Here is a 13,263-nt window from a genome sequence, read left to right as displayed (position 1 = left end):
GCCGAAGCGCAGGTACCGGGGTGAACGGTGGCCGACCATCGCGTCGAGGGTGTTGACCGCCCGGTAGCCCAGCAGTCCGGGCAGCCCGGCGACCGCGCCCCAGAACAGCGGCGCGACGACGGCGTCCGCGGTGTTCTCGGCCACCGACTCGACCGCCGCCCGGGCCAGTTCCGGCTCGTCGAGGTCGCGCGGATCGCGTCCGGCCAGGGCGGGCAGCGCCGCCCGGGCGCCCGGGAGGTCGCCGTCCTGCAGGTACCGCTGCAGCGTGCCGGCCGCCCGGCCCAGCGAGGTGCCGCCGAGCACCGTCCAGGTGGCCGCTGCGGTGACGGCCGTCCGGACGGCGGGGTGCGCGCGCGTGGCCCGGTCGAGGACCGCGCCCGCGGCCGCCGTGGTCGCGACCAGGCCCAGGGCGTGACCGGCGCCGGCGAGCCGGGAGTCGCGCCAGGCCCGGCGCTCGAGCGCGGCGGCCGCGGCGCCGAAGCCGGCGACGGGGTGGCGGCGGCGCGGGTCACCGAGCAGCCGGTCGGCGACCGCGCCGAGGGCCAGCCCGGCGGCGGTCGCGGCGTCCACGGCGCTCATCGTGCCAACCGGCCGGGCCCGCGCCGTCCCTAGGATCGGCGGACATGCGCCTGCCCGGCCGTTACGACGGCGTCGCCCGGCCGATCGTCACCTACGGCACCGACCCGGTGCTGCACCGCCCGTGCGCGGCGGTGACCGAGTTCGACCGCGACCTGCGCCGGCTGGTGCTCGACATGTTCGCGAGCATGCACGCGGCCGACGGGGTGGGCCTGGCCGCCAACCAGATCGGCGTCGACGCGCGCGTCTTCGTCATCGACTGCCCCGACGCCGACGGCGAGGACGTCGTCGGCTACGTGGTCAACCCGGTGCTGAGCCTGCCCGGGCCGGTGGGCGACGAGCCGGCCGAGGAGCTCACCGAGGAGGGCTGCCTGTCGGTGCCCGGGCCGTACGCCGAGCTGCCGCGCGCCTTCCGCGCCCGGGTCGACGGCGTCGACGTGCACGGGGACCCGGTCGCCCTCGAGGCCACCGGCATGGCCGCCCGCTGCCTGCAGCACGAGGTCGACCACCTCGACGGCACCGTGTACGTCGACCGGCTGCCGGTCGAGCAGAAGGAGCGGCTGCTGGCCGAAGCCGCCGGGCCGCACGGGGACCTGCCCGCATGAGCGTCCCGTGAGTGCGCCGGTCGTCGTGGTCGGCATCGGCGCCGACGGCTGGGATGGTCTGTCGCCACGGGCCCGCCGGGCGATCGAGGACGCCGACGTGCTGCGCGGAAGCGCCCGGCAGCTGGCCCTGGTGCCCCCGGAGGTGGGCGCCGAGCGGGTGCCGTGGCCCTCGCCGATGGGCCCGGCGCTGGACGCGCTGCCCAGCGCACACCCCGGACGGCGGGTCGTGGTGCTGGCCAGCGGCGACCCGATGCTCGCCGGGGTCGGCACCTCGCTGGTGCGGCTGCACGGCGCGGGTGCCGTCGAGGTGGTGCCGCACCCCTCGTCGGTCACCCTGGCCTGCGCCCGGCTGGGCTGGTCGGTCGAGGGCACCGCGGTCGTGCCGCTCGTCGGCCGGCCGGTCGACCTGCTGGCCCCGCACGCGACGCCCGGCCGGCGGCTGCTGGTGCTCGGCTCGGGCACCGGGACGCCGGCGGAGATCGCCGGCCGGCTCACCGGGTGGGGTTACGGCGCCAGCCGGCTGACCGTGCTGGCCCAGCTGGGCGGGCCGGCCGAGCGCGCCGCCACCGGCACCGCCGCGGAGTGGCCGCACGCGGAGACCGACCCGCTCGCCGTGACCGCCGTCGAGGTGGTCGCCGACCCCGGCACCGTCCCGCTGCCCACCGTGCCGGGCCTGCCCGACGGCGCCTTCGCCGACGACGGCCAGCTGACCAAGCGCGAGGTGCGTGCGGTCACCGTCGCCCGCCTGGTGCCGCTCCCCGGCCAGCTGCTCTGGGACGTGGGCGCCGGCGCCGGCTCGATCGGCATCGAGTGGATGCGGGTGCACCCGACGTGCCGGGCGGTCGCGGTCGAGGCCCGGCCCGACCGGGCGGCGCGGATCCGGGACAACGCCCGGCGGCTCGGCGTCCCGGACCTGCGGGTCGTCGAGGGCCGCGCGCCCGACGCGCTGGCCGGCCTGCCCGCGCCGGACGCCGTCTTCGCCGGCGGCGGCGCGACCGCGCCGGGGCTGCTCGAGGCGTGCTGGACCGCGCTGGCCCCCGGCGGGCGGCTGGTCGCCAACGCGGTGACCGTGGAGACCGAGGCCGTGCTGGCCCGCTGGTTCGCCGGGGTGGGCGGCGACCTGGTGCGGCTGGCGGTGCAGCGGGCCGAGCCGGTCGGCGGCTTCACCGGCTGGCGGGCGGCCATGCCCGTGACCATCTGGTCCGTGACGAGGTGACCCGCCGCCGGATGCCCCCGGGTGGGGGGCCGGAGGCCCGCGGGACGGGGGCGGGGCAGCGGCTCCGCGGCGCCGGAGGACGGCACCTGGCCGCGGTCGGAGCCCGGAGGGCGACAGGGAACAGGGCGACGGGGAACAGGGCGACAGGGAACAGGGCGACAGGGGACGAGGCCCCATGACCGTGCACTTCATCGGGGCGGGGCCGGGCGCGGCGGACCTGGTCACCGTGCGGGCCGCCCGCATCATCGCGACCGCACCGGTCTGCCTCTACGCCGGCGCACTGGTGCCGCGCGAGCTGCTGGCCACCGCGCCGCCGGCCGCCCGGCTGGTCGACACCGCCGACCTCGACCTCGACGCGATCACCGCCGAGCTGGTCACGGCGCACGAGGACGGCCTGGACGTCGCGCGGCTGCACTCCGGCGATCCGTCGGTGTGGAGCGCGATGGCCGAGCAGATGCGCCGCCTCGACGCGGCCGGCGTCCCGTACGACGTCGTCCCCGGGGTGCCCGCCTTCGCCGCCGCGGCCGCCGCGCTGCGGCGGGAGCTGACCGTGCCGGGGGTGGCGCAGACCGTCGTCCTGACCCGGACGTCGGCGCGGTCGACGCCCATGCCGCCGGGCGAGACGCTGGCCGCCTACGCGGCCACCGGTGCCACGCTGGTGCTGCACCTGGCGGTGCAACGGACCGGCGAGCTGGTGCCCGAGCTCGCGGCGCACTACGGCACCGACTGCCCGGTGGCCGTGGTCGCCCGGGCCAGCCGGGAGGACGAGCTGGTGCTGCGGGGGACGCTGGCCGACATCGCCGCCCAGGTCGAGGCCGCCGGGGTGCGGCGTACCGCGGTGATCGTGGTCGGCCGGGCGCTGGCCGCCGAGCAGTTCCCCGACAGCCACCTCTACTCGACCACCCGCCCCCGGTGACGGCCCCTCATCCCGGCCCCGCTGCAGGGGCCCGCCGCGAGCGCGCGAGCGGTGGGGGGCAGCGGGGTCCTTCAGCAGGCGCGGCCGACGACGGCGCCCGCGCGGTCGATCACGATCACGTCGACGTCGACCGGCGCGCCGCGGAGGACGCCGAGCGCGGTCTCCCGGGCGCCGGCCGCCACCAGGTCACCCAACGGCAGCCCGGCGGCCCGGCACATCTGCAGGGCGTCCAGCGCGGTGTTCGCGCCGAGGACGCGGGTAACCAACTGGTCCGACCCGCCGGCGTCGCGCACCCGCCGGGCCAGCGCGTCGGGGGAGACCTGCGAGCGGGCGGAGTGCAGGTCGAGATGGCCATCGGCGAGCTTGGCCAGCTTGCCGATGCCGCCGGCGATCGTCAGCCGCGGCACGGGGTGCGCGCGCAGGTACTTGAGCACCGCGCCGGCGAAGTCGCCCATGTCGAGCAGCGCGTCGTCGGGCAGGCCGTGCAGCTCCGCGGCCACCCGCTCGCTGGTCGCGCCGGTGCAGCCGGCCACGTGCGTGCGGCCGGCCGCCCGGGCGACGTCGATGCCGCGGCGGATCGAGTCGATCCACGAGGCGCACGAATAGGGGACGACGACGCCCGTCGTCCCGAGGATCGACAGGCCGCCGAGGATCCCCAGCCGCGGGTTCCACGTCTTCAGCGCGAGCTCGGCACCGTTCTCCACCGACACCTCGACCACCACGTCACCGGAACCGCCGTGCCGGGCGGCGACGGCGGCCACGTGCTCGCGCATCAGCCGCCGCGGCACCGGGTTGATGGCCGGCTCGCCGACCGCCAGCGGCAGGCCGGGCTTGGTCACCGTGCCCACGCCCTCGCCGGCGCGGAACACCACCCCGGTGCCCGGCTCCCCGTGCGCGACCCGGGCGGTGACGAGGGCGCCGTGGGTGACGTCGGGGTCGTCGCCGGCGTCCTTGACCACGCCCGCGGAGGCGGCGCCCGGCTCGAGCGTCTCCCGCGCCAGCGCGAAGGACGGGTGCCGGTCGTGCGGGAGGTCGACGGTGACCGGGTCGGGGAACTCGCCGGTGAGCAGCGCGGTGTAGGCGGCGGTGGTGGCCGCGGTGGCGCACGCGCCCGTCGTCCAGCCGGAGCGCAGCCCGGTGCCCTGCCCGGTGCCCTGCTCCGGGCCGGCGGTGGTCACCGGACCAGTCTGCACACCGGCGGACGGGCCGCGGCCCGCTGCGGCGCGCCACGGCGGCACCGGGCGGTGCGGCCGTGACCGGCCGGGTCCTGGTGCTGGGCGGCACCGGCGAGGCCCGCCGGCTCGCCGGGGAACTCGTCGCCGCCGGCGTCCCGGTGGTGAGCTCCCTGGCCGGCCGGGTGGCCGAGCCACGGCTGCCACCCGGGGAGGTCCGCGTCGGCGGCTTCGGCGGCCCGACCGGGCTGGCCGCCTGGTTGCGGGAGCACGGGACGACCGCGGTCGTCGACGCCACGCACCCGTTCGCCGCCGGCATGACGGCCAACGCCGTGGCCGCCACCCGGGCGGTCGGCGTGCCGTTGCTGCGGCTGCAACGGCCGGGCTGGACGGCACAGCCCGGTGACGACTGGCGCCGCGTCGGTTCGCTGGACGCCGCCGCGCGCGCCGTCGAGGGGTTCTCCTCGGTGTTCCTGACCACCGGTCGGCAGGGCCTGGCCGCGTTCGCCGGGCTGACCGCCGCCGTCCTCGTGCGCTCTGTCGACCCGCCCGATCCGCCGCTACCGGCGCGGACGACGGTCGTGCTCGCCCGCGGCCCGTTCACCGTCGACGAGGAACGGGCGCTGGTGCTCGAGCACCGCGTCGACGTGGTGGTCACCAAGGACAGCGGCGGGGCGATGACCGCCGCCAAACTCACCGCCGCCCGCGAGCTGGGCCTGCCGGTCGTGCTGGTCGACCGGCCGCCGGTGCCCGACGGCGTCCCGGCGGTCGGCACCGTGGCGGAGGCCCGGGCCTGGCTCGCGGACCGGTGGCAGCGGTAGCGGCAGCGCTGAGCCGCGGACACCCGGATGCGCCCGGTGGAGGTCCGCCGTCCCGGCCCACCGGGGCGGGCGGCGCGAGCCGGGCATGTGTCACCGCACGCCCGGGCGGGGCATGTGCAGCCCATGACCGAGACCGCGCCCCTGCGTGCCCTGGCCCTCGTCTGCAGCCTCAAGCCCTCGCCCGCGCCGTCCAGCAGCGAACTGATGGCACGGCAGGTGCTCGAGGCCCTCGAGGAGCACGGGGTCACCGGCGACCTGGTGCGGGTGGTCGACCACGCGGTCCACCCCGGCGTCGAGGTGGACATGGGCGACGGCGACGCCTGGCCGGGGATCCGCGACCGGCTGATGGCCGCCGACATCCTGCTGCTGAGCACCCCGACCTGGGTCGGGCACATGAGCAGCGTGGCGCAGCGCGTCCTGGAGCGTCTGGACGCCGAGCTGTCCGAGCGCGACGAGCAGGGTCGCCCCCGGGTCTTCGGCAAGGTGGGAGCGGTCGCCGTCGTCGGCAACGAGGACGGCGCGCACAAGATCAGCGCCGATGTCATGCAGGCCTTCAGCGACGTCGGGTTCACCGTTCCGGCGCAGGCGGCCACCTACTGGAACGGCGAGGCGATGCAGGGCGTCGACTACCTGGACCTGGACGAGACGCCGGAGGCGGTGGCCTCGACCACGGCGACCCTGGCGGCCAACGCCGCCCACCTGGCCCGGCTGCTCGAGGCGACGCCGTACCCGCCCGTCGGCTGAGGACCAGGGGGAGCCATGACCGCTGCCGCGCCGACGGTGCCGGACGCGCTGGAGACCCTGCGCGACCGGGTCGCAGAGCTGTCGTTCGGCCTGGCCGTTCCCGGCCGCGCGGACGCCGCCCGGGAGGCGCGGGCGGTCGTCGACCAGGTCGACGACTACCTGCTGCCCCGGTTGCGCGACCTCGACGCCCCGCTGCTCGCCGTCGTCGGCGGGTCGACCGGAGCAGGCAAGTCGACGCTGGTCAACAGCCTGCTGCACGCCGACGTGACCCGGGCCGGCGTGCTGCGGCCGACCACCCGGGCGCCGGTGCTCGTCTGCGCCCCGGCCGACCGGGCGGCCTTCGCCGGTGACCGGGTGCTGCCGCACCTGGCCCGGACGACGGGCGCGCCCGGCGGGCCGGACGACGGGCACGGCGCCCTGCGGCTGGTGGCGCACGACGCGCTGCCTGCGGGCCTGGCGCTGCTGGACGCGCCGGACGTCGACTCGGTGGTCACGGCCAACCGCGACCTGGCCGCCCAGCTGCTTGCCGCGGCCGACCTGTGGATCTTCGTGACCACCGCCGCCCGCTACGCCGACGCGGTGCCGTGGGACCTGCTGCACACCGCCGTCCAGCGCGGGACGGCGGTCGCCGTGGTGCTCGACCGGGTGCCGCCGGAGGCCCGCGACGAGGTGGCCGACGACCTCGCCGGGATGCTCCGGCGGGCCGGGCTGTCGGCCGCCCGGCTGTTCGTGGTGGCCGAGCGCCCGCTGGACGGCGGCCTGCTCCCGGCGGAGGAGATCGCGCCGCTGCGCGCCTGGCTGCTCGGGCTGGCCGCCGACCAGGAGCAGCGCGACGCGGTGGTGCGCCAGACCCTGGCCGGCGCCCTCGACAGCCTTTCCGACCGGGTCACCGGCCTGCTGGCCGCCGAGGAGCAGCAGCACGCCGCCGCGCGGACCCTCCAGGAGGCCGCGGACGCGGCGTACGCCCGGGCCCGCCAGGAGGTGGACGACGCGGTGGCCGGCGGCGCCCTGCTGCGCGGCGAGGTGCTGGCCCGCTGGCAGGAGTTCGTCGGCACCGGGGAGTGGATGCGCGGCCTGCAGGCCTCGGTCGGCCGGCTGCGCGACCGGATCGGCTCCGCGATGACCGGTCGGCGGACCTCACCGGAGCAGGTGCAGGCCTCGCTCGGTTCGAGCGTCGCCGACCTGCTGCAGGCCGCGGCGGACTCGGCGGCCGAGCGGACGGCGACCAGCTGGCGTTCGCTGCCCGGCGGGACCGCCCTGCTCGCCGGGCGGGAGCGGGACCTCGAGGCCGCCTCGCCGGACTTCCCGGATGCCGCGGTCGACGAGGTGCGCGACTGGCAGGGGGAGGTGCTCGAGCTGGTCCGCAGCGAGGGCGCGGGCAAGCGGGCCCGCGCCCGGTGGCTGTCCTGGGGGGTGAACGGCGCCGGCGCGGTCGTGATGGTGGCCGTCTTCGCCTCCACCGGCGGGCTCACCGGCGGCGAGGTGGCCGTCGCCGGGGGGACGACCGCGGTGGGCCAGCGGTTGCTGGAGGCGGTGCTCGGCGACGCCGCCGTCCGCTCGCTGGCCGCCCGCGCGCGGGCCGATCTGCGCGAGCGGGCCGGGCGGTTGCTCGACACCGAGCGCGCTCGCTTCGCCGACCTGGTCACCGCTGCCGCACCGGCGCCCGACGGCATCACCCGGCTCCGTGCCGCGGCCGACGGGCTGGCCACCGCGCGGCGGAGCCGGTGAGCCGCCGGGAGCCGGCGCTGGCCGACCGGCTGGGCGCCCTCCGCGAGGCGGTGGAAGTGGCCGACGGGCGGCTGGCCGTGCCCGAGGTCGGCGCCGCCCGGGCGCTGCTGGCCAAGGCCGGCGCGCGCGAGGCGCTCGGCGACGCGACGGTGGTCGCGCTGGCCGGCGCCACCGGCAGCGGGAAGTCCACGTTGTTCAACGCGCTGGTCGGCGCGGAGGTGAGCAGCCCGGGGGTCCGCCGGCCGACCACCGGCACGACGCACGCGGCGGTCTGGGGCGGGGACGGCGCCGACCGATTGCTCGACTGGCTGGAGGTGTCGCGCCGGCACCGGGTGGAGGCGCCGGATCCGGCCCTCGACGGGCTGGTGCTGCTCGACCTGCCCGACCACGACAGCGTGCGGCTCGAGCACCGGCTGGAGGTCGACCGGCTGGTGGAACTGGTCGACGTGCTGATCTGGGTGCTCGACCCGCAGAAGTACGCCGACGCCGCGGTCCACGACCGCTACCTGGCGCCGCTGGCCGGGCACGCCGGTGTGCTGCTGGTGGTGCTCAACCAGGTCGACCGGCTCGACGAGCCGGCCGGCGTCGCCTGCCGCGACGACCTGCGCCGGCTGCTGGACGGCGAGGGCCTGGCCGCGACACCGGTGCTGCCCGTGTCGGCGCGGACCGGCGCGGGCCTGCCCGAGCTGCGGGCGGTGCTCGAGCGCCGGGTGACCGCGCGGCGGGCGGCCACCGACCGGCTCGCCGCCGACGCGCGGGGCGTGGCCGGTGCGCTGGCCGCCCACTGCGGCACCCCGAGCCGCGCCGGCCGCGACCCGGGACGCCCGGGGCCCGAGCTGGTCGAGGCCCTCGCCGCGGCGGCCGGGGTGCCCGCCGTCGTGTCGGCCGTCGAGCGCTCGGCCCGGCGGCGCGGGGCCCGGAGCACCGGCTGGCCGCTGCTGCGCTGGACGGCGCGGCTGCGGCCCGATCCGCTGCGCCGGCTGCACCTGGGCGACGAGGAGGCCCGGACCTCGCTGCCGCAGCCGGGCGCGGTGGCGGCGGCTGGCCTGCGGACGGCGGTGCGGCACGCCCGCGACGAGGTCGGTGCCGACCTGCCGCAGGCCTGGCGCGACGAGCTGCGCCGGACGACCGAGGTCACCGAGGAGCGCCTCGCCGACCGGCTCGACCGCGCGGTCGCCGGTGCCGATCTCGGACCCGACCGGACACCCGTGTGGCAGCGCGCCACCGGTGTCGTGCAGTGGCTGCTGGCGCTGGTCGGCCTGGCCGGGGCGCTGTGGCTGGTCGCGCTCGCGGTCCTGGGCTGGTTGCAGCTGGACGGCGTCCTGCCGGTGCCGGAGGTGTCGGGCCTGCCGCTGCCGACCGTGCTGCTCGGGGGAGGGCTGCTCGCCGGCGCCCTGCTGGCCCTCGTCGCCCGCCCGCTGGTCCGCGCCGGAGCCCGACGGCGGGCCCGCCGCGCCCGGCGGCGGCTCACCGACCGGGTGGCCGAGGTGGCCCGCGCCGAGGTGGCCGAGCCGCTCGCGGAGACGCGTGCGGACCACGACCGGTTCTGCGCCGCCGTGCAGCGCGCCGGGAGGTGACGCGTCGGGATCGGAGCCGGCCGGACCGCCGCCGATCATCACCTATGGTGCAACTAGTCGTACGTTCTGTAGTGGCACACCGTGGGTGGGTGAAGAGCTCCGGACGGTGCGTTTCGGCGGGGTCGGCCGGTTCCGTGCCGTTTCCCCAGTTCAGCGCCCGCCGGGCGGGGAGCGGCCCGGATGCGGAAGATCGCGATGCCGTGGATGCTGGTGCGACAGGTGGCGTCCGCGTCACGGGACGGCTCATTGCCGGCACGGGGGGTGACGACCACGTGCTCGCTCTGGCAGGCTGCCCCGTTGCGTGCGCCGGATCGCCGACGACGTGAGGGGGAGCAGCTGGGCATGTCCATCTACGAGCAGCTGGGTCAGGACAACGGCATCCGGACGGCCGTCGACGACTTCTACCGGAGGGTGCTGGCCGACCCGGAGCTCACGGCGTACTTCGACGGCGTCGACATGGCCAACCTCCGGGCGCACCAGACCAAGTTGCTCGTCCAGGTGACCGGCGGGCCGGTGCAGTACGAGGGCCGCGAGCTGGCCGCCGCCCACGAGGGTCTCGACATCGGCTCGGCCGAGTACGAGCGGGTGGTCGCCCACCTGGTCGCGACGCTGACCGACCTGGGCGTGGAGCCCGCCACCATCGGCGACATCGGTGCGGCGATCGACGGCTACCGCGACGACATCGTCACCGCGAACGGGCACCGGGGCTGACCGCGGCCGGCCGCAGCAGCCCCGAGGAGAGCGCGTGGACATCCCTGCGATGCGGGCGAACTTCGCCAAGGCCGCCGCGGCCGGCGACGAGGCGCCCCTGTGGTTCTACTCGCACCTGTTCCTGAGCCACCCGGAGACCCGGCAGCTGTTCCCGGTCTCCATGGCGCACCAGCGGGACCGGCTGTTCGCCGCGCTCGGCGAGGTGGTCGCCCGCGTCGACGACCTCGACTCGCTGGTGCCGATCCTGCAGCAGCTCGGCCGCGACCACCGCAAGTTCGGCACGGTGGCCGCGCACTATCCGGCGGTCGGCGCCAGCCTGCTCGCGACGCTGGAGCACTTCGACGACGAGTGGAACGCCGCGCTCGCCCAGGACTGGACGGCGGCCTACCAGCTGGTCGCGGACGTGATGATCGCCGCCGCCGACGAGGCCGACGACGAGCCGCCGTGGTGGAACGCCGAGATCATCGAGCACGAGCGCCGCGCCATCGACATCGCCGTCCTCACGCTGCGGCCGGAGACGCCGCTGGCGTACCTGCCCGGCCAGTCCGTCTCGCTGGAGACCGACCTGCGGCCGCGGCTGTGGCGCTACTACTCGCCGGCCAACGCGCCCCGCGAGGACGGCCGGATGGAGATCCACGTCCAGGCCCAGGACGGCGGACCGGTCAGCTCTGCCCTGGTGCGCCAGGCCGGCATCGGCGACGTGCTGCGCCTCGGCCCGCCGCTGGGGCACCTGGCCCTCGACACCGGGTCCGACCGCGACCTGCTGCTCGTCGCCGGCGGCACCGGCCTGGCGCCGGTGAAGGCGCTGGTCGACCAGGTGGCCCGGTACGGCCCGGAGCGCCGGGTGGACCTGTTCGTCGGGGCGCGCACCGAGGAGCGGCTCTACGACCGGGCCGACCTCGAGCGGCTGGACAAGGAGCACCCGTGGCTGACGGTCACCCTGGCCGTCTCCGACGACAAGTACTCGCCGCTGGAGCAGGGCGACGTCGGGGACGTCGTCCAGCGGCACGGCCCCTGGCGCAGCCGGGACGTCTACGTCGCCGGGACCGGGCCGATGGTCGACGACACGGTCGCCCGGCTGGTCGGCTCCGGCCTGCCGCCCGACCGCATCCGCACCGAGGTCTTCGCCCCCAGCCGCCCCAGCCCCGACGTCGACGGAGAGGTGACCGAATGACCGCAGAGGTCCAGGCCTACGAGACCGGTGACCGGCGGCTCACGCCGGCCGACGTCCACAGCGTCCGGTTCACCCGCGGCACCATGCTGCGCCCGGGCTACAACGAGGTGGAGGTCGACCGCTTCCTCAGCCGCGTCGGGCACGAGCTGGCCCGGCACGCCCAGGAGAAGGCCGAGCTGCGCGACCGCGTGCAGACCCTGCAGAAGCAGCTCGGCGAGGTCACGGTGATCGAGCCCCCCAGCGACCAGGCCGTGCGCATCCTGGCGCAGGCCCAGCTGACGGCGGACAACTACGTCGCCGAGGCCGAGGACTTCAGCCGGCAGATCACCAGCGACGCGCGGGCCCAGTACGAGGAGCAGCTGCGGCAGGCCCGCGAGAGCGCGGGCGCCATCATCCAGGCCGCGCACGAGACGGCGGCCAAGATGACCCGCGGGGGCACGCCGATCGGTGACGCCGACGGCGCCACGCTCGAGCAGCTGCAGGAGCAGGTCGCCTACCTCAAGGCCTTCGGCCAGGCGGTGCGGGTCCAGCTGCGGTCCTACCTGGAGGCGCTGATCACCGACGTCGAGTCGGAGTGGGGCCGGGCCGACCCCGGCGCCCTCCCGGCGCGGCCGCTCCCGGCGGCGACGCGGTCCGGTGCGCAGGCCGGACCGCTCAACGTCGCGGCGGAGCTCCAGCGGGGCGACGACCGGAAGCCCGGCCCGTCGGCCAACGGCGTCGAGATCCAGGGCACCCGGGGCTGACCGGGCCGCGCGTCCCGGGCGGTCAGGCGGCCAGCGACCCGCGCCGCTCGACCGCCCGGGCGGCCAGCCGCGCGTCCGCGCGTCGCCGCGCGAGCAGCCCGCCCACGGCGACCAGTGCGAGCACCACGACGGCGACGCCGTACACCTGCGCGGTGAGCGTCAGGCCCACGCGGGCGGCGGCCAGACCGGCGCCGATGGCCGGCAGGCTGAACGACAGGTAGCCGACGACGAAGATGCTCGACATCAGGCCGGCGCGGGCCCCCGGGACGACGCCGCGGGTGGCGGTGGCCAGCGCGCCGTAGAACGCCGAGCCGAAGCCCAGCCCGGAGACCACCGCCGAGGCGAACAGCAGCGGCACCGAGGTCGTGCCCACGGCCACCAGCGTGACGGCGACTCCGCCGGCGAAGACCAGCGCGCCGGCCGACATCGCCAGCTCGCCGGACAGCCGGTGGGCGGCCACCGACCCGACCGCGGCGCAGCCGTTCATCGCGAGGACGAGCAGGCTGCCGGCCAGGTGGTCGTCGACGCCGAACACGCCGGCCAGCACGGACGGCGCCAGCGACAGGTACAGCCCGCCGAGGGCCCAGGTGGCCACCAGGCACGGGACGGCGACCAGGAAGCGGGGGCGCTGCGCGCGCGGCACGTGCACCTGCGGGCGGAGCGAGGTCAGCGCGCCGGGCAGGCGCGGCGAGGACTCCGGCAGCAGCAGCACACCCGCCGCGGCGAGGGCGAAGGCGCCGGTCAGCGTGCCGTACACCCACGCGGTCGGAGCGGGTAGGAACTGCAGGGCGAGGCCGGCGCCGACCGCGCCCGCGGCCAGGCCCACCCCGGGTCCGGCGCTGTTGACCACCGGTCCGAGCGGCCGGTCCTGCCGCTGGAAGTCCAGCAGCGCCGCCCCGAGCGCGCCGGTGAGCGCGCCGGTGGACAGGCCCTGCACCACCCGGGCGGACAGCAGCCAGCCGACCCCGTCGGCGGCGAGGAACAGCACCATGGCGACCGCCTGCAGCGCCAGCCCGGCGGCGAGCACCGGCCGGCGGCCGACGTGGTCCGACAGCGCCCCGACCACGAGCAGGGTGGCCAGCAGCGCGAACGAGTACACGCCGAAGACCGCGGTCAACAGCCCGGGGCCGAAGTCGAAGCGCGCCTGGTACACCCGGTACAGCGGGGTCGGCACGCCGGAGGAGGCCAGCACCAGCACCAGCAGCGCCGCGAGCGACCAGAAGGCGGCCGGGCGGCTCAGGCGGGCGGAAGGCACGACGGGGGAATGCCGCCTCCCCGGC

Annotated in this window: 13 protein-coding genes; 10 read left to right on the top strand and 3 right to left on the bottom strand. The window is 77.4% G+C overall.

All coding sequences use genetic code 11. The features are described from left to right. Positions 1-579 (bottom strand): CobD/CbiB family cobalamin biosynthesis protein (locus OF117_RS20785; RefSeq protein WP_263554762.1); only part of this gene is annotated, 579 nt, incomplete at its 3' end. A gap of 44 nt (positions 580-623) precedes the next feature. On the opposite strand from OF117_RS20785, the gene def reads away from it, so the two are divergent. From def to cobM, 3 genes are all read left to right on the top strand, one after another. Beyond that, entirely contained in the window at positions 624-1,181 is a 558-nt protein-coding gene (gene def, locus OF117_RS20780) for a peptide deformylase (protein ID WP_263554761.1), read from the top strand. A gap of 7 nt (positions 1,182-1,188) precedes the next feature. Continuing rightward, entirely contained in the window at positions 1,189-2,397 is a 1,209-nt protein-coding gene (gene cbiE / locus OF117_RS20775; RefSeq protein WP_263554760.1) for a precorrin-6y C5,15-methyltransferase (decarboxylating) subunit CbiE, read from the top strand. 175 nt (positions 2,398-2,572) lie between these two features. After that, positions 2,573-3,313 carry a precorrin-4 C(11)-methyltransferase gene (cobM, locus tag OF117_RS20770; protein WP_263554759.1) on the top strand — a complete coding sequence of 247 codons (741 nt, stop codon included), beginning with the start codon at positions 2,573-2,575 and terminating at the stop codon, positions 3,311-3,313. A 71-nt stretch (positions 3,314-3,384) separates the two neighbouring features. Here cobM and OF117_RS20765 read toward each other — a convergent pair whose 3' ends face one another. Continuing rightward, positions 3,385-4,491 carry a cobalt-precorrin-5B (C(1))-methyltransferase gene (locus OF117_RS20765; protein WP_263554758.1) on the bottom strand — a complete coding sequence of 369 codons (1,107 nt, stop codon included), beginning with the start codon at positions 4,489-4,491 and terminating at the stop codon, positions 3,385-3,387. Between the two features lie 74 nt (positions 4,492-4,565). On the opposite strand from OF117_RS20765, the gene OF117_RS20760 reads away from it, so the two are divergent. The 7 genes from OF117_RS20760 to OF117_RS20730 all read left to right on the top strand — a co-directional run bounded on the left by OF117_RS20760 (position 4,566) and on the right by OF117_RS20730 (position 11,983). Continuing rightward, positions 4,566-5,306 (top strand): cobalt-precorrin-6A reductase, encoded by a 741-nt coding sequence (locus tag OF117_RS20760; RefSeq protein ID WP_263554757.1) that lies wholly within the window; start codon positions 4,566-4,568, stop codon positions 5,304-5,306. A 123-nt stretch (positions 5,307-5,429) separates the two neighbouring features. Further along, the gene (locus OF117_RS20755) at positions 5,430-6,050 is read left to right on the top strand and encodes a flavodoxin family protein (protein WP_263554756.1); all 621 of its coding nucleotides are present in this window, start codon (positions 5,430-5,432) and stop codon (positions 6,048-6,050) included. 15 nt (positions 6,051-6,065) lie between these two features. Further along, positions 6,066-7,778 carry a GTPase domain-containing protein gene (locus OF117_RS20750; protein ID WP_263554755.1) on the top strand — a complete coding sequence of 571 codons (1,713 nt, stop codon included), beginning with the start codon at positions 6,066-6,068 and terminating at the stop codon, positions 7,776-7,778. Next, on the top strand, positions 7,775-9,355 hold the full coding sequence (locus OF117_RS20745; RefSeq protein WP_263554754.1) for a YfjP family GTPase: 1,581 nt from the start codon (positions 7,775-7,777) through the stop codon (positions 9,353-9,355). Before OF117_RS20750 ends, OF117_RS20745 begins: the two co-directional genes overlap by 4 nt. Positions 9,356-9,697: 342 nt before the next feature. Continuing rightward, positions 9,698-10,066 carry a group I truncated hemoglobin gene (locus tag OF117_RS20740; RefSeq protein ID WP_263554753.1) on the top strand — a complete coding sequence of 123 codons (369 nt, stop codon included), beginning with the start codon at positions 9,698-9,700 and terminating at the stop codon, positions 10,064-10,066. A 34-nt stretch (positions 10,067-10,100) separates the two neighbouring features. Further along, positions 10,101-11,240: a globin domain-containing protein gene (locus OF117_RS20735; protein WP_263554752.1), complete on the top strand. Its 1,140-nt coding sequence runs from the start codon at positions 10,101-10,103 to the stop codon at positions 11,238-11,240. Beyond that, positions 11,237-11,983 (top strand): DivIVA domain-containing protein, encoded by a 747-nt coding sequence (locus OF117_RS20730; protein WP_263554751.1) that lies wholly within the window; start codon positions 11,237-11,239, stop codon positions 11,981-11,983. Before OF117_RS20735 ends, OF117_RS20730 begins: the two co-directional genes overlap by 4 nt. A gap of 22 nt (positions 11,984-12,005) precedes the next feature. Here the strand turns inward: OF117_RS20730 and OF117_RS20725 are convergent, their stop codons facing one another. Continuing rightward, positions 12,006-13,238, bottom strand: coding sequence for an MFS transporter (locus tag OF117_RS20725; RefSeq protein WP_263554750.1), 1,233 nt, complete (start codon positions 13,236-13,238; stop codon positions 12,006-12,008). Between the last annotated feature and the right edge of the window lie 25 nt (positions 13,239-13,263).

This window comes from Geodermatophilus sp. YIM 151500, assembly GCF_025716945.1.
GTDB lineage: Bacteria > Actinomycetota > Actinomycetes > Mycobacteriales > Geodermatophilaceae > YIM-151500.
This window is presented reverse-complemented; position numbering and strand designations above follow the sequence as displayed.

Coding starts and splice junctions, on each gene's coding strand:
- def (WP_263554761.1), top strand. CDS start 624: ATGCGCCTGCCCGGCCGTTACGACGGCGTCGCCCGGCCGATCGTCACC.
- OF117_RS20740 (WP_263554753.1), top strand. CDS start 9,698: ATGTCCATCTACGAGCAGCTGGGTCAGGACAACGGCATCCGGACGGCC.
- OF117_RS20755 (WP_263554756.1), top strand. CDS start 5,430: ATGACCGAGACCGCGCCCCTGCGTGCCCTGGCCCTCGTCTGCAGCCTC.
- OF117_RS20730 (WP_263554751.1), top strand. CDS start 11,237: ATGACCGCAGAGGTCCAGGCCTACGAGACCGGTGACCGGCGGCTCACG.
- cobM (WP_263554759.1), top strand. CDS start 2,573: ATGACCGTGCACTTCATCGGGGCGGGGCCGGGCGCGGCGGACCTGGTC.
- OF117_RS20750 (WP_263554755.1), top strand. CDS start 6,066: ATGACCGCTGCCGCGCCGACGGTGCCGGACGCGCTGGAGACCCTGCGC.